This is a genomic window from Streptomyces sp. 8L, from assembly GCF_020176795.1.
Lineage (GTDB): Bacteria > Actinomycetota > Actinomycetes > Streptomycetales > Streptomycetaceae > Streptomyces.
Window position 1 is genome coordinate 1 of the sequence record NZ_JAIUKE010000120.1, and the last position, 20,041, is coordinate 20,041.

Below are 20,041 nucleotides of genomic sequence, written 5' to 3' on the forward strand. Positions count from 1 at the left end.
GGTCCGGCCAGGGGCGAAACCGCGCTCCCGGCCGGACCCGCGCCCCGCGGAACCCGGCTGACGAAGGCCGACGGGCGAGGACCCGACGAGCGAAGGCCCTGCGGGCGAACGACCCGGCTGCGCCCGCGGCTCAGCCCAGCAGGACGTCGTCGTCGCCGAGGCGCTTGAGCTCGCGGTACAGGATCGCGAGGCCGGTGACGATGGTCACCGCGGTGACCGCGGCGTCGACCAGGCGGAGCGTGTCGTTCTCGGCACGGGCGCGCTTGATCTGCTTGGCCACGCTGACCGCGCCGAACGCGGTCGTGGCCATCGACAGGTACGTCCCCTGCTTGGACTTCTTGAAGCCCTTGGCCTTGCTGATTGCGTTGCTCATAGCGACGGTGCCTCCTCGATCAAGTGATGACCCCACTTTTCCACGAAGGCCGCCTCGACAGCGGCACCGACCTGGTACAGCCGGTCGTCCTTCATGGCGGGGGCGATGATCTGCAGGCCGACCGGCAGGCCGTCCTCGGACGCGAGACCGCAGGGCAGCGACATCGCCGCGTTGCCCGCCAGGTTGGCGGGGATGGTGCACAGGTCCGCCAGGTACATCGCCATCGGGTCGTCGGCGCGCTCGCCGATCGGGAAGGCGGTGGTCGGGGTGGTCGGCGAGACCAGCACGTCGACCTGGCCGAACGCCGCCTCGAAGTCCCGCGTGATCAGCGTCCGCACCTTCTGCGCCGAACCGTAGTACGCGTCGTAGTAGCCGGAGCTGAGCGCGTACGTGCCGAGCATGATGCGGCGCTTGACCTCGTCGCCGAAGCCGGCCTCCCGGCTGAGCGCCGTGACGTCCTCGGCGGAGTGCGTGCCGTCGTCTCCGACGCGCAGGCCGTAGCGCATGGCGTCGAAGCGGGCGAGGTTGGAGGAGCACTCCGACGGCGCGATCAGGTAGTACGCCGACAGCGCGAGGTCGAAGGACGGGCAGTCCACCTCGACGACCTCGGCGCCGAGGCCCTTGAGCACCTCGACGGCCTCGTCGAAGCGCTGGAGCACGCCCGCCTGGTAGCCCTCGCCGCGGAACTGCTTGACGACGCCGACGCGCATCCCGGCCACCGAGCCGCGCCGTGCCGCCTCGACCACGGGCGGGACAGGCGCGGCCACGGACGTCGAGTCGAGCGGGTCGTGCCCGGCCATGGCCTCATGCAGCAGCGCCGCGTCGAGGACCGTACGGGCGCACGGGCCGCCCTGGTCGAGCGAGGAGGAGAAGGCGACCATGCCGTAGCGGGAGACTCCGCCGTACGTCGGCTTGACGCCGACGGTGCCGGTGACGGCGGCGGGCTGGCGGATCGAGCCGCCGGTGTCGGTGCCGATGGCGAGGGGGGCCTGGAAGGAGGCGATCGCCGCGGACGAGCCGCCGCCGGAGCCGCCGGGGATGCGGGTCAGGTCCCACGGGTTGCCGGTCGGGCCGTACGCGCTGTTCTCGGTGGAGGACCCCATGGCGAACTCGTCCATGTTGGTCTTGCCGAGGATCACGACGCCCGCGGCCTTCAGGCGCTTGGTGACGGTCGCGTCGTACGGCGGCAGCCAGCCTTCGAGGATCTTCGAGCCGACCGTGGTCGGCACGCCCTCGGTGGTGAAGATGTCCTTCATCGCGAGGGGCACGCCGGCGAGCGGGCCGAGCTTCTCGCCGGCCGCGCGCTTCGCGTCGACGGCTCGGGCCTGCGCGAGGGCGCCCTCGCGGTCGACGTGCAGGAAGGCGTGGACCTTCTCGTCCACGGCCTCGATGCGCGCGAGGTGCGCCTCGGTGACCTCGACGGCCGTCAGCTCGCCCGAGGCGATCTTCTCGGCCGTCTCGGCCGCGGTCAGCCTGATGACGGAGGTGGTGTCGGTCATGATTCCTCCCCGAGGATCTGCGGCACCTTGAAACGCTGCTGCTCCTGGGCCGGAGCGCCGGAGAGGGCCTGCTCGGGGGTGAGCGAGGGGCGGACCTCGTCCGCCCGCATGACATTGGTCAGCGGCAGCGGGTGCGACGTCGGCGGTACGTCCTGGTCGGCGATCTCCGAGACGCGGGCGACCGCGCCGATGATGTCGTCGAGCTGTCCGGCGAAGTGGTCGAGCTCTTCGCCCTTCAGCTCCAGGCGCGCCAGCCGGGCGAGGTGGGCGACCTCCTCGCGCGTGATGCCAGGCATGCAACGATCCTCAGGGTGAGTGGTGGGCTTGCGTACGGGTGAAGACCCGGCCAATCCTATGGCGCGGGCACGGGTGCCCGCGAAGCCGTACTTGCCTTCGGCCCTCCACTCCGCTTCCGCCCGGCCTTTCGCTCAGCTTCCGCCTGCCCTCCCGCTTCGCTTCCGCCCGCCCTCGAACTCGATTCTGCCCGCCCTCGCACTCGCTCCCGTCGGGCCTTTCACGCGCTCCCCCGCAGCCGCGGGCGGGCCGCCGAAAGGACGGCGGGCGGCTGCGCCGGGGCCGCCCGGCGCGTCGACCGGTGGCAGTCTGACCCGTATGAGGATCTCCTTCGCTGTGGTGGACGTGTTCGCGACGAAGCCCCTGACGGGCAATCCGCTGGCGCTCGTCCCGGACGCGGACGGCCTGCCGGACGACGTGATGCGGGCGGTCGCCCGGGAGTTCAACCAGTCCGAGACGACGTTCCTGCTGCGGCCCACGCTGCCCGGGGCGGACCGCAGGCTGCGGTCGTTCACCCCGACGGGCGAGGAGGTGGGCGGCGCCGGGCACAACGCGCTGGGCGCGTGGCTGTGGCTGGCGGAGAGCGAGGCGGCGGGACCGGGCGACTACACCCAGGAGATCGGCGGCCGGGCCCTTCCCGTACGGGTGGACCTGGCGCCCGACGGGGCGCCGCTGGTGTCCATGGCGCAGGCGGCGCCCCGCTTCGGCCGCACTGCGGGTGACCGGGAGGCGCTCGCGGCGGCCCTCGGCCTGGTGGAGGCGGACCTGGAGGGCGGACCCGCGCAGGTCGTCGACACGGGCGCGGGGCATCTGATGGTGCCGGTGCGGGACCGGGCGGCGGTGGACCGGGCGCGGCCCGACGCGGGACGGCTGATCGCCGCGCTGCGCACGGTGGAGGGCGAGGGCGCGTACGTCTTCAGTGTGGAGGAGGCGGGGGACGGCGCGACGGCGTACGCCCGCTTCTTCAACCCCTCCATGGGGATCTGGGAGGACCCGGCGACCGGCACGGCCGCGGGGCCGCTGGCGGCGCTGCTGGTGGAGCGCGAACTCTCGCCCGCAGGCACGCTGCACATCGAGCAGGGCCACGCCCTGCGCCGGCCGAGCCGCCTCGCGGTGACGGTCACCGGCGCGGAGGTCACGCTGACCGGGACCGGCCTGACGGTCGCGGAGGGCACACTGCGCGTCTGAGTACCGGGCCTCGCCCCAGGGTGGACGGCCTCGCCCGGGGAGGGCGTGCCTCGCCCGGGGTCGGCGTGCGCGCCCGGGGTGGTCGGACTCGCCCGGGGCCCGGGACGCGCCCTCGCCGCAGAACGGTTACTTCACCGCGTGACCTGGCTCATCCTCGCTGACCGGGGCCGCCAGTTCGGCCGGGCGCCGCCAGCCGCGCTCGCCGCGTGCCCGCAGCCACGCCGTGGTCTCGTGCGGCGGCATCGCGGCCGCCACCAGCCATCCCTGGACCGCGTCGCAGCCCAGGTCGCGCAGGCGCTCCCAGGTCTCGTCGTCCTCGACGCCCTCCGCGACGACCACCAGGCCGAGCGAGTGCGCCAGGTCGACGGTGCAGCGGACGATCTCGGCGTCCTCCGCGTCGACCGCCAGCCTCGCGACGAACGAGCGGTCGATCTTCAGCTCGCTCACCGGCAGCCGGCGCAGGTGCACGAGGGACGAGTAGCCGGTGCCGAAGTCGTCGAGGGACATCTTCACCCCGTGCCCGGTGAGCCCGGCCAGCGTGTCCGCGGCCCGCTGCGGGTCTTCGAGCAGCACGTGCTCCGTGATCTCCAGCTGGAGCGCGCCCGGCGGGACGCCGTGCCGCGCGAGGCGCGCGGCGACCGCTCCCGCGAAGCCCGGCGTGTGCACGTCGCGCGGCGAAACATTGACCGCGACGGGCACCATGAGCCCCTGCGACCGCCATCTCGCGACCTGGGCGAGCGCTGTCTCCAGCACGTACTCCGTCAGATGGGGCATCAGCCCGGACGACTCGGCGATCGCGATGAACTCGTCCGGCGGGACCTGCCCGCGCTCGGGATGCGACCAGCGCACCAGCGCCTCAAGTCCGACCACGCGTCCGTCGAAACGCACCTTCGGCTGGTAGTGCAGTTCGACGTCGCCCGCGTCGAGCGCGCGTCTCAGGTCGCCCAGCAGGCCGAGCCGGTCCGGGGTGTTCGAGTCGCGCTTGGACTCGTAGACCTCGACGCCCGTACGGTCCCGCTTCGCCTGGTACATCGCCACATCGGCCCGGCGCAGGAGCCCTTCGGCGTCGAGGGAGTGCTCGGGGAAGACGGCGACGCCCGCGCTGGCCTCCAGGACGAGCGTCAGGCCGTCGAGGTTGAGCGGGGAGGAGAGTTCGGCCACCAGGTGGCGCGCGACGCGCTGTGCGCTCGTCGTGGAGTCGCAGGCCGGCATGAGCACCGCGAACTCGTCCCCGCCGAGCCGGGCCGCCTCGGCGCCGCGCGGCAGCGCCACCCGGAGCCGGTCGGCGATCTGGAGCAGCAGGCGGTCCCCCGCGAGGTGCCCGAGGGTGTCGTTGACGGACCGGAACCTGTCGAGGTCGATAAGGACGAGCGCCGAGCGCGCGTGCGCCGAACCCGCCTGCTCCAGCGCCGTCCACGTCCGGTCCAGGAGCCACTGCCGGTTCGGCAGCCCGGTCAGCGGGTCCTGCAACTGCTCCTCGGCGCGTGCGCTCGCGATCCACAGCGAGGAGTCGAGGGCGATCAGCGGGATGCAGAACAGCGGCAGCAGCAGCGGAAGCGACGCGGCGACCACGCAGATCAGCGGCGCGATGCCGAGCAGCGCGACGGCGACGAGGCCCTGGCGCACCAGGGCCGTACGGTCCAGGGCGGGCAGCTGGCTGCCGCGCGGCGCGAACACGGCCCACAGCAGCACCCGCGCGACCGCGAGGTACACGGCCGCCGCGAGGACGATCGACGGGACGCTCTCCAGGTTCCAGCCGAGCGGCTGCCAGGGCCGCTCGACGGTCGGTACGACGCCGAAGGCCGCGAGGACGAGCGCGGCGGCGCCGATGCCGAGGACGTCGGACGCGCCGTGCAGCACGCTGTTGCGCCAGCGGTGCCTGCGGGCCAGGCCGACGACCACGACGACGGCGACGCTGACGAGGCCCGCGACCACCCACCCGTACAGCAGCAGGGCGGCGAGGGTGAGCGCGGCGCCCGAGCCCGTGCCGCCGAACCAGCGGTCCCTGCCGAGCGCGACGAGATGGCCGACGATCACGCCCGTGAGCGCGGCGAGCGCCCAGCCCGCCGTCCCGTCGGGGAAGAGCGCGTGACCGCCCCGCAGGGCGGCGAGCACGCCGGCCAGCAGCACGAGCGCCGCGGCGCCGACCACCAGTCCCGGCACCCTGGCCACCATGTTGACCACGCCCGCGAACCCCGCGATCCCGCGCGGGGACGAAACCAGGGCGGCGCTCTCGGTCGGTTTCATTCCCGTCCCTCTCACAGCCGGCTGAGCCGATGCCACGCGATGGCACGTTGTCATGCCATCACGGCCTGCTTGACGTGACGCAGCCGTGCACGACAGGCGCACCCCCCAACAGTAGGCCGCTGAACGCCCCAACGCGCAGCGCTCGGAGGCTGTTGCCCGAATGCGACCCCGCAGTCCGTATCACGGCGGTATGCGCCGAACGGGTGAGCTTTGCCCGGCCCTTGGACACCTCGGACACCTCCCGGGTGAAGCCGGGGTGACGCGCGGCCGGCATCCGGGTGAAGTCCCCGGGCCAACCGGCCCGGCGCTGCCCGCTCTCCGACCGCCCCTTACCCGTACTCGTGTGCCGACGCGGTGCGCCCCCCTCCCTGCCTCAGCCCTTCTCCGCGGCCCCGTCCTGTGCCGGTTCGCCACTGTCCTTGTTGTCGTCGTTGCCGTCGTTGCTGTCGTCGCCCTCGTTGCCGTCGTTGCCGTCGTTGCCGTCGTTGCCGTCCTTGCCGTCAGACGGTTCGTCAGCCGGGAGCGCCGCCTCGCGGGCCGCGTCGGGGCCCTCGTCGAGCAGGGTCGTCAGGCCCGGCTCGTCCAGGACCGGGACCTTCAGCTGGACGGCCTTGTCGTACTTGGAACCCGGGTTCTCCCCGACGACCACGAACGCCGTCTTCTTGGACACGGAACCCGTCACCTTCGCGCCCTGGGTCTGGAGCGCCTCCTTCGCCGCGTCGCGCGTGTAGTGCTCCAGCGTGCCCGTCACGACGACCGTGAGCCCTTCGAGCGGCCGGGGGCCCTGGTCCTCGCCGGTGGACTCCTCCTCCATCCGGACGCCCGCCGCGCGCCACTTGCGCAGGATCTCGCGGTGCCAGTCCTCCTCGAACCAGAGCTTGAGCGACGCGGCGATCGTCGGCCCGACCCCCTCGACGGCCGCAAGCTCCTCCTCGCTCGCCTGCTCGATCCGCTCCACGGAGCGGAACTCGCGGGCCAGCGCCTCGGCCGCCACGGGTCCGACATGGCGGATCGAAAGACCGGCGAGAATCCGCGCGAGCGGGCGTTCCTTGGCCGCCGCGATGTGCTCCAGCATGGCCACCGCGTTCTTGCGCGGCTTGCCCTCCTGGTTGGCGAAGACCGTGGCGACCTTCTCCTCGCCCGTCTCCGGGTCGCGCTTGGGCAGCCCGCTGTCCTGGTCGAGGACGTACGCCTTGATGGGCAGCAGCTGCTCCATCGTCAGGTCGAACAGGTCGCCCTCGTCGTGCAGCGGCGGTGTCGACGGCTCCAGCGGCCTGGTGAGCGCCGCCGCCGCCACATAGCCGAAGTTCTCGATGTCGAGGCACTTGCGGCCGGCGAGATAGAACAGCCGCTCCCGCAACTGGGCCGGGCACGCGCGCGCGTTGGGGCAGCGGAGGTCGATGTCGCCCTCCTTCATGGGCCGCAGCGGGGTGTCGCACTCGGGGCACCTGGCGGGCATCACGAACTCCCGCGCGTCGTCCGGGCGCAGATCCGCGACCGGGCCGAGGATCTCCGGGATGACGTCTCCGGCCTTGCGCAGCACGACGGTGTCGCCGATCAGGACGCCCTTCGCCTTCACCACGTCCTGGTTGTGGAGGGTGGCGAACTCGACCTCGGAACCGGCGACCGTGACGGGCTCGACCACCGCGTACGGCGTGACGCGGCCCGTGCGCCCGACGCCCACGCGGATGTCCACCAGCTTGGTGTTGACCTCCTCCGGGGCGTACTTCCAGGCGATCGCCCAGCGCGGCGCCCGCGACGTGGACCCGAGCCGGCCCTGGAGCGGGATCTCGTCCAGCTTGACGACGGCTCCGTCGATCTCGTGCGCCACGGAGTGCCGGTGCTCGCCGTAGTAGGCGATGAACTCCCGCACTCCGTCGAGCGAGTCGACCACGCGGTTGTGCTCGCCCGTCGGCAGGCCCCACTCGCGCAGCAGCCCGTACGCCTCCGAGAGGCGGGCGATGTCGAACCCCTCGCGCGCGCCGATCCCGTGCACCACCATGTGCAGCGGGAGCGTCGCCGTGACCTTCGGGTCCTTCTGGCGCAGCGAGCCCGACGCCGAGTTGCGGGGGTTGGCGTACGGCTTCTCGCCCGCCTCCACGCGCCGGGCGTTGAGCTCCTGGAACGCCTCCATCGGGAAGTAGACCTCGCCCCTGATCTCGACCAGGGCCGGAATCCGCTTCCCCTTCAGGCGGTGCGGGATCTCCTCGATGGTGCGGATGTTGGGGGTGATGTCCTCACCCGTGCGGCCCGTGCCGCGGGTGGCCGCGCGGGTCAGCACCCCGTGCTCGTAGGTGAGGTTGACCGCGAGGCCGTCGACCTTCAGCTCGCACAGGAAGTGGTAGTCGGTGGTACCGACCTCCTTCGCGACCCTCTCGGCCCAGGCCGCGAGCTCCTCGTCGTCGAACGCGTTGTCCAGGGAGAGCATGCGCTCGCGGTGGGTGACCTCCGCGAGGTCCGTCTCGTAGTGGACGGAGACCTTCTGCGTCGGCGAGTCCGGTGTGCGCAGCTCGGGATACTGGTCCTCCAGCGCCTCAAGGGAGCGCATCAGCTCGTCGAACTCGCGGTCGGTGATGACCGGCTGGTCCTTCACGTAATACCGGAAGCGGTGCTCGTCGATCTCCTCGGAGAGCTGCTTGTGCCGGGTGCGCGCCTCGGCGGGCACCGCGGCCTCTCCGGTCCCCGCCGGCCGTGCGTGGTGTTCGCCTGCCACCGTCTTGTCCTCCCGTGCCGTCACTCAGGGTTGTCCGCGAGGGATCTCGCCGCCCGGACGACATGCGCGAGCGCGCGCCGGGCGTACGCGGGTGAAGCGCCCGCGAGCCCGCACGTCGGGGTGCACACCACGGACTCCGCCAGAAGTCCCGGTTCCAGCCCCAGCCTGCGCCACAGCGTCCTGACACCCATGACGCTACCGGCAGGGTCCGACAATGCCGTGTCAGTGCCCGGCACGATTCCCGCGAGCAGCCGCGTACCGCCCTCCACGGCCTCCCCGATCGTCTCGTCGTCACGTTCGGTGAGCAGGGAGAAATCGAACGAGACAGCGTCCGCGCCCGCCCTGCGCAGCAACGCGAACGGCACGTCGGGGGCGCAGGAGTGGACGGCCGTCGCCGCCGCTCCCGCCGCCGTGGCGCTGCCCAGCACCTGCCGCAGCGCGTCCTCCACGACCTGCCGGTCCACGGCCGGGTGCGTGCGGTAGCCGCTGGCGGTCCTGATGCCGCCCCGGAGCGCGGCCGTCAGCGACGGCTCGTCCAGCTGGAGCACGACGCGGGCGCCCGGCACCCGGCGCCGTACCTCCGCGAGGTGCCCGGTCAGCCCCTCGGCCAGCGACTCGGCGAGGTAGCGGCAGGCGCCCGCGTCGCCGAGGAAGGCCTCGCCGCCGCGCCGCTCCAGGGTCGCCGCGAGGGTCCAGGGCCCGACGGCCTGGACCTTCAGCGGCCCCTCGTACCCCTGGGTGAACTCCTCCAGCGCGTCGAGGTCCTCGCCGAGCCAGGACCGTGCGCGGCGGGTGTCGCGGCCCGGCCGGTCGCTGACGCGCCAGCCGCTGGGTTCGACGTGCGCGTACACCTCGGCCAGCAGGCCGATCGTCCGGCCGGTCATGTCGGCGCCGGGACCGCGCGCGGGCAGTTCCGCGAGGAACGGGAAGTCCTCGACCGTGCCCGCGATCCCCCTGGCCGTGTCGCGGGCGTCGCCGCCCGGCATCGAGCCGACGCCGGTGGCCGCGCCCCAGCGCAGAGGCGCGGGGACCGAAACCGCGGCCTCGCCGTCGCGTGGACCGCCCTCGTACGGACCGTTCACCGGCCCGGCCTCACGGTGATGTCGTCGATCCCCGCGTCGCGCGGCAGGTCGAGCACGGTCAGGATCGCGGTGGCCACCGACTCGGGGTCGATCAGCCGGGAGCCGTCGTACTCCTTGCCCTCCTGCTGGTGGACCTTCTCCTGCATGGGGCTGGCCGTCCTGCCGGGGTAGACGGTCGAGACGCGGACCCCGTTCGCCCTCTCCTCGCCGCGCAGGGCGTCCGCGAGCGCCTTGAGGCCGAACTTGGAGGCCGCGTACGCGCCCCAGCCGGGGTTGGCGTTGAGCCCGGAGCCGGAGTTGACGAAGATCACCTGGCCGCCCGCGATCCGCAGTTGCGGCAGCAGCAGCCGGGTCAGCTCGGCGGGCGCGAGGAGGTTCACGTCGAGCTGGGAGCGCCAGGTCTTCATGGTGGTCTCCGCGACCGTCCCCAGGTCGACGACGCCCGCGATGTGCAGGACGGAGTCGAGCCGGTCGGGCAGCGTCTGGTGGGACAGCGCCCAGGACAGCCGGTCGGGGTTCGAGAGGTCGCCGACGAGGGTGCGGGAGCCCGGCAGCCCGGCGGCGATCTCCTTGGCGCGGCCGGCGTCGCGGGCGAGGAGCAGCAGGTCGTCGCCGCGCTCGAGCAGCCGGCGCGCCACGGCGGCGCCGATGCCGGAGCCGGCGCCGGTGATCAGGTGTGTTGCCATGCGGTCATGGTCCCACCACCGGCGCCGCAGGGGCGCACGCGGCCGTGTCCGCGGCCCGGCTCGCCGCCCGTGGGCTCACCCCACGCCCATGGACTCCTCAAGGAAGGCGAGCGCGCCTACGCCGTCCTCCGCGAAGAACACGAGGTCCGTCAGCGGGATGGGCAGGAAGCCCTCGTCCTCCATGCGCTGGAACTGCTGCCTGAGGCCGTCGTAGAAACCGGCGGTGTTCAGCAGGACCACCGGCTTGGTGTGCTTGCCGTGCTTCTTCAGCTCCAGGATCTCGGTGGCCTCGTCCAGCGTGCCGGTGCCGCCGACCATCACGACGACGGCGTCGGACTTGGCGAGGAGCAGCGCCTTGCGCTCGGCGAGGTCGCCGGCCACGACCATCTCGTCCGCGCCCTCGCGTGCGGCGGCGGCGAGGAAGTCGACGGACACGCCGACGAGCCGGCCGCCGCTGTCCGCGACGCCGTCCGCGAGGACCTTCATCAGCCCGACGTCCGAGCCGCCCCACACGAGGGTGTGCCCGCCCCTTCCGATCAGCTCGGCGAATTCACGTGCGGGGCGCGTGTAGCGCTCGTCGAGGTCTGCTGCGGAGAGGAAGACACAGATATTCATGGCACCACCGTAGAGAACGCGGGAACGAGTTGGGCGGCCGGGGAAGAACCAGGGCCCGGCCCGACGCTGTAGAAGGCAGGGCCCTACGGGGCCGGTACCGGTACGCGTACCCGAAGGGAATCCACCGCCATGACCGCCGGACACACGATCACCGTCGAGCCGAGCACCCAGCACGTACGCGTCGAGCGGGACGGCCAGGTCCTCGCCGACAGCCACGCCCCGCTCGCGCTGCACGAGACGGGCTGCCCCGTGCGCTACTACCTGCCGCCGGAGGACGTGCGGGTCGACCTGCTGACGCCGTCGGACACCACCACGCACTGCCCGTTCAAGGGCGACGCCTCCTACTGGTCGCTGCCGGACGCGCAGGACCTCGTCTGGGCGTACGAGGAGCCGAAGGAGGAGGTCGAGGCCATCAAGGGGCACTTCTGCTTCTACGACACGGAGCTCGTCAGCGCCTGAGCGCGGCCGTCCGCGCCGGCCGGGCGCCGCCTCGCGGGGTCCTCGCGGCTCCGCTCGTCGGGCCCGGCCGCGCGGGGGCGGCGTTCGGCTGTTCGGACGGGCGCCTCCGCGTGGCGAGCGGGCGCTGTGCACGCCCGAGGGCACGCCCCGCACACGGCGCCCGGCGCTCGCCGCCCGGCGCCCGGCGCCCGGACTGAGTTCGGCGGCGCCGGGGTCAGCGCCGGGCCGGCGCCAGCGCCCGTTCCTCCTCCGCCGGGCTGAACCCGCCCTCCAGCGGCGGCTCGCCGCGCTCCCGGTCCCAGGCCAGCACGTCCGCGGCCGTCTTCGCCAGCGGTGTCGCCGGCAGGCCGGCCGCGCGGGCCCGCGCCGGGCTCCTGCGCTGCGTGAAGGCGTCCGCCCGTACGAGCGGGAAGTGCGGCGGCGCCGACGACGGCGGGACCTGGACCACCTCCACGTCGCTGCCCGCCGTGCGCGCGCAGGTCTCGATCAGGTCGGCGAACGTGACCGGCTCCGCCGGGCCCACGGCGTGGTAGGCGCCCGCGCGGTCGTTGTGCAGGAGGTCGACCACCAACCGCGCCAGGTCGCGTACGTCCACCACCTGCACGGACTGGTCAGGTTCTGCCGGCAGGGCCACCCGGCCGCCCGCCGCGGCCCTGCGGACCCAGTAGGGAAAGGCGTCCGACGTGTCGTGGGGGCCGACGACCTTTCCCGGGCGTACGAGGGTGGCCCGCTCGCCGTACCGGGCGCTCACGTCGTCCTCGCAGGCGGCCTTCAGCCGTCCGTACGTCTCGTTGTCGAGTACTTCCGTGTCCCGCACGGGCGCCTTGCGCGGGGTGTCCTCGTCCGCGCCGGGGCCCGCGTACACGGCGTTGCTGGAGATGAACAGGTACCGTCCCGCCCTCTCGCCGAGCGCGTCCATCGCACCGGCCACGTGCCGCGGCACATAGCCGCTGACGTCCACGACCGCGTCCCAGGACCTGCCGCGTGCCCCGCCGTCCGCGCCCGCGCGCAGCGCCGCGTAGTCGCCGGTGTCCCGGTCGCCGGTGAGCCGCCGGACCCCGGGAAAGAGCTCCACGCCCGTCCGTCCCCGCCCGAACAGGGTGACATCGTCCCCCTGTTCCAGCGCCTCGGCCACGATCGCGCGCCCCACGAAGGCCGTTCCGCCCAGTACCAGTAGTCGCATGCGGCCGAGCCTATGACGCCTTTTCAGGACTGCGCCCGCCCGGCGGGGCCGGGTGTGCCGGACGCGCCGGACCGACACAGGTTCCCGAGGCGTCCCGCAAGCACCGGTCCCCAACTCCCCTGTGCGCGACCCCTTCCTCAGTAAAAGGTCCAATGGTAAGACTGTCGCCACATGTCTGAGGGTGACCGAAAGGAACCGGCAGTGCGGATCGGGCTCAAGAGCGCCGCAGGCGCCTTCTCGCTTCTCCTGGTGGCCGGTTGCGGCGCCGGCGCGGCCGACGACGGACGGATCGGCACCGCCGCCGTCGTCTCGCCGCACGCCCAGCAGGTGTACGACGAGATCCAGGCGCAGCCGCCCGCGCGGCAGCGCGCGAAGGCGGTCCAACTGGCCGACGAGGAAGGCTCGCTGGAGGTCTACACCTCGCTCACGGACGATGTCGCCGACGCCGTCACCAAGGCGTTCAGGAGGCAGTTCCCGCAGATCAAGATCTCGATGTTCCGGGGCAACTCGGAGACGATCCTCCAGCGGATTCTCCAGGAGTCGCAGGCACGCAAGCTCGGTGCCGACGCCGTCGAGTCCGACTTCCTGGAGATGTCGTCGCTGGACAGCCAGCGGGCGCTCGCGCGGTACACAGGACCCGGCCAGGATCGGGTCGCCGCCTCCAGCCGCTTCCCCGACTGGACGGCCGACCGGTTCAATGTGTTCCTGCCCGCCTGGAACACCGATCTGGTGAAGGCAGCCGACGTGCCCCGCAGTTGGGAGGCGCTCGCCGATCCCCGGTACAAGGGGAAGATCACACTCGAACCCACCGACAGCGACTGGTACGAGAACGTCACCCACTACTGGCTGACCCACGGCAAGAGCCAGGCCCAGGTCGATGAGCTGTGGCGGCGCATCGTCGCCAACTCCCATGTCACCAAGGGCCACACGACGATCATGGCGTTGCTCGGGGCCGGTCAGACACCGCTCGACTCGATGAACTACACGTACATCACCGAGCAGGCGCGGCTGAAGGGCGCGCCGGTTGCCTACCGGCTGCCCGACGGCACGAACCCGCTGCCGGCCTTCCCGCGGCCCAACGGCGTCGGCATGCTGCGCGGCGCCCAGCACCCCGCGGCCGCCTGGCTGTTCTACGACTGGATGCTCGACGAGGGCCAGCGCGTGCTGGCGGGCCTGCATCTCACCCCGTCCACGAAGGTGCCGGGCGACACCAGCCTCCAAGGCATCCACCTGGTGCCCTTCGACGTGAAGGGGCTCACCGACACCACGACCGACTGGGACAAGAAGTACGACGAACAGCTCCGCGGCGTCTCTTCCGCGCGGGGCAACGGCTGATCCCGGCCACCGACCGCCGCAGCATGCCGCCGACCGCCGCAGACTGCCGCACATAGACACAGACACAGACACAGATCGCCACCGACCGCCCCCAGGATCTCGACCATCGGCGCCCCATCAGCCCCGTCCGCCACCTGAGGTGACCCCCGTGACCACCACGACCAGATCCCCGGCCCCACCGCTGCCTCCGGCGGCCCGCCACGCCCGTTCGCACGGCTGCGCGGCCGGTTCAACGCGCAGGTCCTCATCGTCGGCGGCGCCATGATGGTCGTCGGCTACCTCGCCGTCGTCCCGCTCGGGTTCCTGCTGCACGACACATTCATCGGCAGCAGGAGCGAGCTGTCGTTCCGGGCCTTCGGACGCGCCTACGGCGCCGGTTCGCAGGCCGGCACGATGATGCTCAACTCCCTCGCCTTCGCGATGGGTTCCGCGGCGTTCGCGCTCGTGGTCGGGGCCACCCTGGCGTATCTCCAGGTGCGCACCGACATCCCGTTCAAGGGCCTGCTGTTCGCCGCCTCGCTCGTGCCGCTGATCGTGCCGGGCATCCTGTACGCGGCGGCCTGGATCTTCCTCGGCGACCCGTCCATCGGTCTCGTCAACACCCTTTTCTTCAAGCCGGTGTTCGGGTCGAGCCCGGTCGACGTGTATTCGCTGTGGGGCATGATCTGGGTGCAGGGCCTGCATCTGGCGCCGGTGGCCTTCCTGTTGATGGTGGCCGCCTTCCGCGGCATGGACCCCTCGCTGGAGGAGTCCGCCGCCATGTCCGGCGCATCGCGCGCGGCGATCCTGCGCCGGATCACGCTCCCCCTGCTGCGCCCCGCGCTGGTCTCGGCGGCGCTGCTGATGTTCGTGCAGTCGCTGGAGAGCTTCGAGGTGCCGGGCCTGCTGGGCCTCCAGAACGGCATCTACGTGTTCACCTCCCGCATCTACTTCGTGCTGCGGGCGTTCCCCGTCGACTACGGCAGCGCGGGCGCGTACGCGGTGGGGCTGCTGGTGATCGCGGCGGCGGGGGTGCTGCTCGCCTCGTGGCTCCAGCGGCGGGGCGGCCACGCGACGGTCACCGGCAAGGCGTTCCGGCCGCAGCCGGTCGAACTGGGCCGCGCCAGGCCCTGGGTGGGCGCGGGCGTCGTGGTGTACTTCGTGGTCACGGTCGTCCTGCCGGTCGGTGTGCTGGTGTACGCGTCGCTGCTGAAGTCGTACGCCCAGCCGTCGCTGAAGGCGCTGCGCGGGATGTCCCTGAGCAACTACTCCGAGGTGCTGCGGCTGCCGATCGCGGCGACCGCGCTGAAGAACTCGGTGCTGCTCGGCGTCGGCGCGGCGACTGTCGTGATGCTGCTCGCGGCGATCGTGTCGTGGGCCGTGGTGCGCACCCGCATCCCGGGCAGGCGCCTGCTCGACCTGCTCGCGTTCACCCCGATCGTCATCCCCGGCCTGGTGCTGGGCCTCGCGCTGTCCTTCGTGTACCTGCGCGTACCGCTGCCGATCTACGGCACGCTCGGCATCCTGCTGATCTCGTACTGCACCCGCTACCTGCCGTACGGGATGCGGTACGCGTCCTCCGCGATGACGCAGATGTCGAAGGAGCTGGAGGAGTCCGCGATGGTGTTCGGCGCCTCGTGGTGGCAGATGTTCCGGCGCATCCTGGTGCCGCTCGCGAGCAGCGGGCTCGTCGCCGGGTGGATCTACATCCTGGTGGTGTCGTTCCGGGAGCTGTCCAGCACGATCCTGCTCTACAGCCCGGGCACGGAGGTGCTCTCGGTGCTGATCTGGGAGCAGTTCGAGAACGGCCGGCTCACCACGCTCGCCGCGATCGGCGTGCTGATGGTGGCACTGCTCGTCGTGCTTGTCCTGATCGCCCAACGGCTCGGCGCGCGCTTCGGCGTCCAGTCGGACCCGCCCCGGTAGTTCCGCGGGGCCCGCCGGGGCCGGGGTGCGGCCCGGGTGCGGCCCGTCCCGATCCGGTGTGCCCGGCCCGCTTCAACGACCTGGCACGACCAGCCACGACCGGCACAACAGTGTGAAGGACCTGACATGTTGACTGTGGACAACCTCGTGAAGAGTTACGGCGGCGCGCGTGGCAGGGGCCGGGGCGGTGCGGCGGAGCCCGCAGGCGGCGGCCGGGTGTTCGCCGTGGGCGGCGTCAGCTTCGAGGTCCAGGACGGTGAGCTCTTCACCCTGCTGGGCCCCTCCGGCTGCGGGAAGACCACCACCCTGCGCTCGGTCGCCGGTCTCGAACGGCCGGACGGCGGCACGATCGCGCTGTCGCAGCGCGTCCTCTTCGACGCGGCCCGTGGTGTCAACGTGCCCGCGAACAGGCGCGAGTTGGGCATGGTGTTCCAGTCGTACGCGATCTGGCCGCACATGACCGTCGCGAAGAACGTGTCGTTCCCGCTCGACATCCTGCCGTCGTCCAGGCGCCCCTCCCGCGAGGAGATCGGCCGCAGGGTCCACCGGATGCTGGAGGTCACCGAGCTCGGCGCGTACGCGGACCGGAGCGCGACGAAGCTGTCCGGCGGCCAGCAGCAGCGCCTCGCGCTCGCCCGCGCGCTGGTGATCCAGCCGGAGGTGATGCTGCTCGACGAGCCGCTGTCGAACCTCGACGCGAAGCTGCGCGAGTCCATGCGGTTCGAACTGAAGCGCCTTCAGAGGGAGTTGGGCCTCACGGCGATCTATGTCACGCACGACCAGTCGGAGGCGCTGGTGATGTCGAGCCGGATCGCCGTGATGAACGCGGGTCGCGTGGAGCAGATCGGCACGCCGCGCGAGATCTACGCGGGCCCCGCGACGAGGTTCGTCGCCGAGTTCATCGGGACGTCCAACTTCGTGCGGGGCGTGGTCGCCTCGGCGGACGGCGACGAGGTCCGCGTGGACACGGCGGACGGCCGCCTGCTGTGCCGGGGCGCGGCCACCCGGCCGGGCGTCGGCTCCGAGGTGCTGCTCTCGATCAGGCCCGAGGCGCTCTCGCTGGCCACGGACCCGCACCCGGACGCGGTCAACCAGTGGGCGGGCGAGGTCGTGGGCCGGGCGTTCCTCGGCGATTCCGTCGACCATGTGGTGCGCGTGGGCTCGCTGGAGATCCGGACACGGTCCAACCCGGCCCAGTCCGTCGAGCCGGGCACCCGGGTCCATCTGACGGCGGACCCGGCGAAGGTCACGCTCGTACCGGCGGGTTGAGGGACCGGGCCCGCGCGGCCCGCCCCGCCCGTACTCAGTGCGCCGTCGCCGCCAGGTCCCGGCGCCGGGTCGTCGCGATCGTGGCGGAGCCGACCACGCGCGTGCCGTCGTACAGCACGATCGCCTGACCGGGCGCGACGCCGCGCACCGGCTCGGGGAAGGTCACCTGCAGGGTGCCGTCCGTGAGTTCGGCCGTCGCCACGGCCTCGCCGCCGTGCGCCCTCAGCTGCGCCGTGTAGGTGCCGGGTCCTGTGGGGGCGGCACCGCACCAGCGGGGCCTGATCGCGGTGAGGGCCGTGACGTCGAGCGCGGCGGCCGGGCCGACGGTGACCGTGTTGTCGACCGGGGAGATGTCCAGCACGTAGCGCGGCTTGCCGTCCGCCGCCGGGTGGCCGATGCGCAGGCCCTTGCGCTGGCCGATGGTGAAGCCGAACGCGCCGTCGTGCGTACCGACCTTCGCGCCCGACTCGTCGACGATGTCGCCCTCCGCCGCACCGAGGCGCCGGGCCAGGAAGCCCTGGGTGTCGCCGTCGGCGATGAAGCAGATGTCGTGGCTGTCGGGCTTCTTCGCCACCGCCAGGCCGCGCCGCTCGGCCTCGGCGCGGATCTCGTCCTTGGTGGTGAGCGTGTCGCCGAGCGGGAACATGGCGTGGGCGAGCTGCCGCTCGTCCAGCACGCCGAGCACGTACGACTGGTCCTTCGCCAGGTCGCTGGCGCGGTGCAGCTCGCGGGTGCCGTCCACGCGGGTGAGGACGGTCGCGTAGTGGCCCGTGCACACCGCGTCGAAGCCGAGGGCGAGCGCCTTGTCGAGCAGCGCCGCGAACTTGATCTTCTCGTTGCACCGCAGGCACGGGTTGGGCGTGCGCCCCGCCTCGTACTCCGCGACGAAGTCGTCCACGACGTCCTCGCGGAAGCGCTCGGCGAGATCCCACACGTAGAAGGGGATGCCGATGACGTCGGCGGCGCGCCGGGCGTCGCGCGAGTCCTCGATGGTGCAGCAGCCGCGCGCGCCGGTGCGGAACGACTGGGGGTTTTCGGACAGGGCCAGATGCACGCCCGTGACGTCGTGCCCGGCTTCCGCGGCACGCGCGGCGGCGACGGCGGAATCGACTCCGCCGGACATGGCGGCGAGGACACGGAGGGGGCGGCGCTGCGAGTTGTCAGTCATAGCGCTCCCAGGGTACGTGCCCCGGGGAATGGGGCTCGCGCGGATATGCGTTGTGCCCGGCATGGGACGGATGACATCCGCGGCCTGGGGCGGCGAGGGCGCGACACCGCGCCGCCGCGCGATGCTGATCGGCGGCGGCCTTGCCCTGCTGGGCGGCGCGATCGCGCTGGGCGAGGAGCTGTCGCGGCCGGGTTCCGCGCGGGCACCCCGCTCCCGGGCGCCCGGCCACCCTGATTTCACGGACGCGCTCTGGGTCGCCGCCTCCCCCGGGAACTACCGGGTCGCCGACCGCCCGGCGGACTTCCCCGTGGAGCTCGTGGTCATCCATGTGACGCAGGCGGACTACGCGACGACGGTGCGCCTCTTCGAGGACCCGCGCCACGTGGCGGCCTCGCACTATGTCGTCCGGCAGAACGGGCAGGTCACGCAGATGATCCGGGAGCTGGACGTGGCGTTCCACGCGGGCAACCGCTGGTACAACAACCACAGCGTCGGCATCGAGCACGAGGGCTTCGTGACCCGGCCGCAGGACTTCACGGACGCGATGTACGCGCAGTCGGCGCGGCTCACGGCGGACGTCTGCCACCGGTACGGGATACCGGTGGACCGGCGGCACATCATCGGGCACGTGGAGGTGCCGGGCACGGACCACACCGACCCGGGCCGCTTCTGGGACTGGGAGCGGTACATGAGGCTGGTGGGCGAGGCCCGGGGGACGGCGGGCAGCCGGCGCGCCTGACGCTCAGCTCACGGGGCCTTCGTCGGCGGGACATCGCGTACGCGGCGGGCGCTCGCGGCGGCCGGTCAGCTCAGGCGGGCGCCCATGGTCACGGCGGCCATGGTCAGCTCAGGCCGGCGCCCCTGGCACGCTCGACCGCCGGGCCGATGGCGGCGGCGACCGCGGCAACGTCGGCGCGGGTGGAGGTGTGGCCGAGCGAGAAGCGCAGGGTGCCGCGCGCCAGGTCCGGATCGTGGCCGGTGGCCAGGACGACATGGCTGGGCTGGGCGATCCCGGCCGTGCAGGCGGAGCCGGTGGAGCACTCGATGCCCTGGGCGTCGAGCAGCAGGAGCAGCGAGTCGCCCTCGCAGCCGGGGAAGGAGAAGTGCGCGTTGGCGGGCAGCCGCTCCGCGGGATCGCCGCCGAGCACCGCGTCGGGCACGGCCGTGCGTACGGCGTCGATCAGCTCGTCGCGCAGGACGCCGACCTCGCGGGCGAAGGCCTCGCGCCGCTCGGCGGCGAGGCGCGCGGCCACGGCGAAGGACGCGATGGCGGGCACGTCGAGCGTGCCGGAGCGCACCTGGCGCTCCTGCCCCCCGCCGTGCAGCACGGGAACCGGCTTGTGGTCCCGGCCGAGCAGCAGTGCGCCGATCCCGTACGGCCCGCCGATCTTGTGCGCGGAGACGGTCATCGCGGCGCAGCCGGACGCGCCGAAGTCGAGGGGAACCTGCCCGAAGGCCTGGACGGCGTCGGAGTGCAGCGGGATGCCGTACTCGGCCGCGATCTCCGCGAGCTCGGGCACCGGCAGTACGGTCCCGATCTCGTTGTTGGCCCACATGACGGTGATCAGCGCGACGTCGTCGGGGCCGCGTTCGACGGCCTCGCGCAGGGCCTCGGGGGCGACCCGCCCGTACCGGTCGACCGGCAGGTACTCGACGGTGGCCCCCTCGTGCTCCCCGAGCCAGTCGACGGTGTCCAGCACGGCGTGGTGCTCGACGGGGCTCGCGAGGACCCGCGTCCTGGCCGGGTCGGCGGCGCGGCGTGACCAGAACAGGCCCTTGAGCGCGAGGTTGTCCGCCTCGGTGCCGCCTGAGGTGAAGACGATCTCGCTGGGCCGGGCGCCGAGGGCGGCGCCCAGGGTCTCCCGTGCCTCCTCGACCGTGCGCCGGGCCCGGCGGCCCGCCGCGTGCAGCGAGGAGGCGTTGCCGGTGAGGCGCAGCTGGGCGGTCATCGCCTCGATCGCCTCCGGCAGCATGGGAGTGGTCGCGGCGTGGTCGAGGTATGCCATGGTGGGCCTGATTCTACGA

At 72.7% G+C, this 20,041-nt stretch carries 17 protein-coding genes; 6 read left to right on the top strand and 11 right to left on the bottom strand.

Translation table 11 applies throughout. The features are described 5' to 3' along the window. Positions 1-130: 130 nt before the first annotated feature. The 3 genes from LCE31_RS12105 to gatC are packed head-to-tail and all read right to left on the bottom strand — an operon-like array spanning position 131 to position 2,168. Positions 131-373, bottom strand: coding sequence for a hypothetical protein (locus LCE31_RS12105; protein WP_225014208.1), 243 nt, complete (start codon positions 371-373; stop codon positions 131-133). Next, a complete protein-coding gene (gene gatA, locus LCE31_RS12110; RefSeq protein ID WP_225014209.1) occupies positions 370-1,872 on the bottom strand; it encodes an Asp-tRNA(Asn)/Glu-tRNA(Gln) amidotransferase subunit GatA in 1,503 nt (500 codons plus the stop codon). The genes LCE31_RS12105 and gatA overlap by 4 nt, the downstream gene beginning before the upstream one ends. Then, positions 1,869-2,168, bottom strand: a complete 300-nt coding sequence (gatC, locus tag LCE31_RS12115) for an Asp-tRNA(Asn)/Glu-tRNA(Gln) amidotransferase subunit GatC (RefSeq protein ID WP_225014210.1) — start codon at positions 2,166-2,168, stop codon at positions 1,869-1,871. Before gatC ends, gatA begins: the two co-directional genes overlap by 4 nt. A 316-nt stretch (positions 2,169-2,484) precedes the next feature. On the opposite strand from gatC, the gene LCE31_RS12120 reads away from it, so the two are divergent. Next, positions 2,485-3,354: a PhzF family phenazine biosynthesis protein gene (locus LCE31_RS12120; protein WP_225014211.1), complete on the top strand. Its 870-nt coding sequence runs from the start codon at positions 2,485-2,487 to the stop codon at positions 3,352-3,354. Positions 3,355-3,480: 126 nt separating this feature from the next. On the opposite strand, the gene LCE31_RS12125 is transcribed toward LCE31_RS12120, so the two are convergent. From LCE31_RS12125 to LCE31_RS12145, 5 genes are all read right to left on the bottom strand, one after another. Then, a complete protein-coding gene (locus tag LCE31_RS12125; protein ID WP_225014212.1) occupies positions 3,481-5,601 on the bottom strand; it encodes a putative bifunctional diguanylate cyclase/phosphodiesterase in 2,121 nt (706 codons plus the stop codon). Positions 5,602-5,974: 373 nt separating this feature from the next. Beyond that, the gene (gene ligA / locus LCE31_RS12130) at positions 5,975-8,314 is read right to left on the bottom strand and encodes an NAD-dependent DNA ligase LigA (RefSeq protein ID WP_225014232.1); all 2,340 of its coding nucleotides are present in this window, start codon (positions 8,312-8,314) and stop codon (positions 5,975-5,977) included. Between the two features lie 20 nt (positions 8,315-8,334). Continuing rightward, entirely contained in the window at positions 8,335-9,300 is a 966-nt protein-coding gene (locus tag LCE31_RS12135; protein ID WP_374118458.1) for a methionine synthase, read from the bottom strand. Positions 9,301-9,392: 92 nt separating this feature from the next. Further along, positions 9,393-10,082: an SDR family oxidoreductase gene (locus tag LCE31_RS12140; RefSeq protein WP_225014214.1), complete on the bottom strand. Its 690-nt coding sequence runs from the start codon at positions 10,080-10,082 to the stop codon at positions 9,393-9,395. A 75-nt stretch (positions 10,083-10,157) separates the two neighbouring features. Further along, the gene (locus tag LCE31_RS12145) at positions 10,158-10,697 is read right to left on the bottom strand and encodes a TIGR00730 family Rossman fold protein (RefSeq protein WP_225014215.1); all 540 of its coding nucleotides are present in this window, start codon (positions 10,695-10,697) and stop codon (positions 10,158-10,160) included. A 129-nt stretch (positions 10,698-10,826) separates the two neighbouring features. Between LCE31_RS12145 and LCE31_RS12150 the strand changes: the two genes are divergently transcribed. After that, positions 10,827-11,156 (top strand): DUF427 domain-containing protein, encoded by a 330-nt coding sequence (locus tag LCE31_RS12150; RefSeq protein WP_225014216.1) that lies wholly within the window; start codon positions 10,827-10,829, stop codon positions 11,154-11,156. Positions 11,157-11,370: 214 nt separating this feature from the next. On the opposite strand, the gene LCE31_RS12155 is transcribed toward LCE31_RS12150, so the two are convergent. After that, on the bottom strand, positions 11,371-12,339 hold the full coding sequence (locus LCE31_RS12155; protein WP_225014217.1) for an NAD-dependent epimerase/dehydratase family protein: 969 nt from the start codon (positions 12,337-12,339) through the stop codon (positions 11,371-11,373). A gap of 201 nt (positions 12,340-12,540) precedes the next feature. Between LCE31_RS12155 and LCE31_RS12160 the strand changes: the two genes are divergently transcribed. The 3 genes from LCE31_RS12160 to LCE31_RS12170 all read left to right on the top strand — a co-directional run bounded on the left by LCE31_RS12160 (position 12,541) and on the right by LCE31_RS12170 (position 16,848). Further along, positions 12,541-13,674, top strand: a complete 1,134-nt coding sequence (locus LCE31_RS12160) for an ABC transporter substrate-binding protein (RefSeq protein WP_225014218.1) — start codon at positions 12,541-12,543, stop codon at positions 13,672-13,674. A gap of 261 nt (positions 13,675-13,935) precedes the next feature. Next, positions 13,936-15,579, top strand: coding sequence for an ABC transporter permease (locus tag LCE31_RS12165; RefSeq protein WP_225014219.1), 1,644 nt, complete (start codon positions 13,936-13,938; stop codon positions 15,577-15,579). Positions 15,580-15,705: 126 nt separating this feature from the next. Next, entirely contained in the window at positions 15,706-16,848 is a 1,143-nt protein-coding gene (locus LCE31_RS12170) for an ABC transporter ATP-binding protein (protein WP_263631745.1), read from the top strand. Positions 16,849-16,882: 34 nt separating this feature from the next. On the opposite strand, the gene mnmA is transcribed toward LCE31_RS12170, so the two are convergent. After that, positions 16,883-18,016 (bottom strand): tRNA 2-thiouridine(34) synthase MnmA, encoded by a 1,134-nt coding sequence (gene mnmA, locus LCE31_RS12175; RefSeq protein WP_225014220.1) that lies wholly within the window; start codon positions 18,014-18,016, stop codon positions 16,883-16,885. Between the two features lie 61 nt (positions 18,017-18,077). Here mnmA and LCE31_RS12180 point away from each other — a divergent pair, with 61 nt between their 5' ends. Continuing rightward, entirely contained in the window at positions 18,078-18,755 is a 678-nt protein-coding gene (locus tag LCE31_RS12180) for an N-acetylmuramoyl-L-alanine amidase (RefSeq protein ID WP_225014221.1), read from the top strand. 103 nt (positions 18,756-18,858) lie between these two features. Here LCE31_RS12180 and LCE31_RS12185 read toward each other — a convergent pair whose 3' ends face one another. Beyond that, positions 18,859-20,022, bottom strand: coding sequence for a cysteine desulfurase family protein (locus LCE31_RS12185; RefSeq protein ID WP_225014222.1), 1,164 nt, complete (start codon positions 20,020-20,022; stop codon positions 18,859-18,861). Positions 20,023-20,041: the final 19 nt, after the last annotated feature.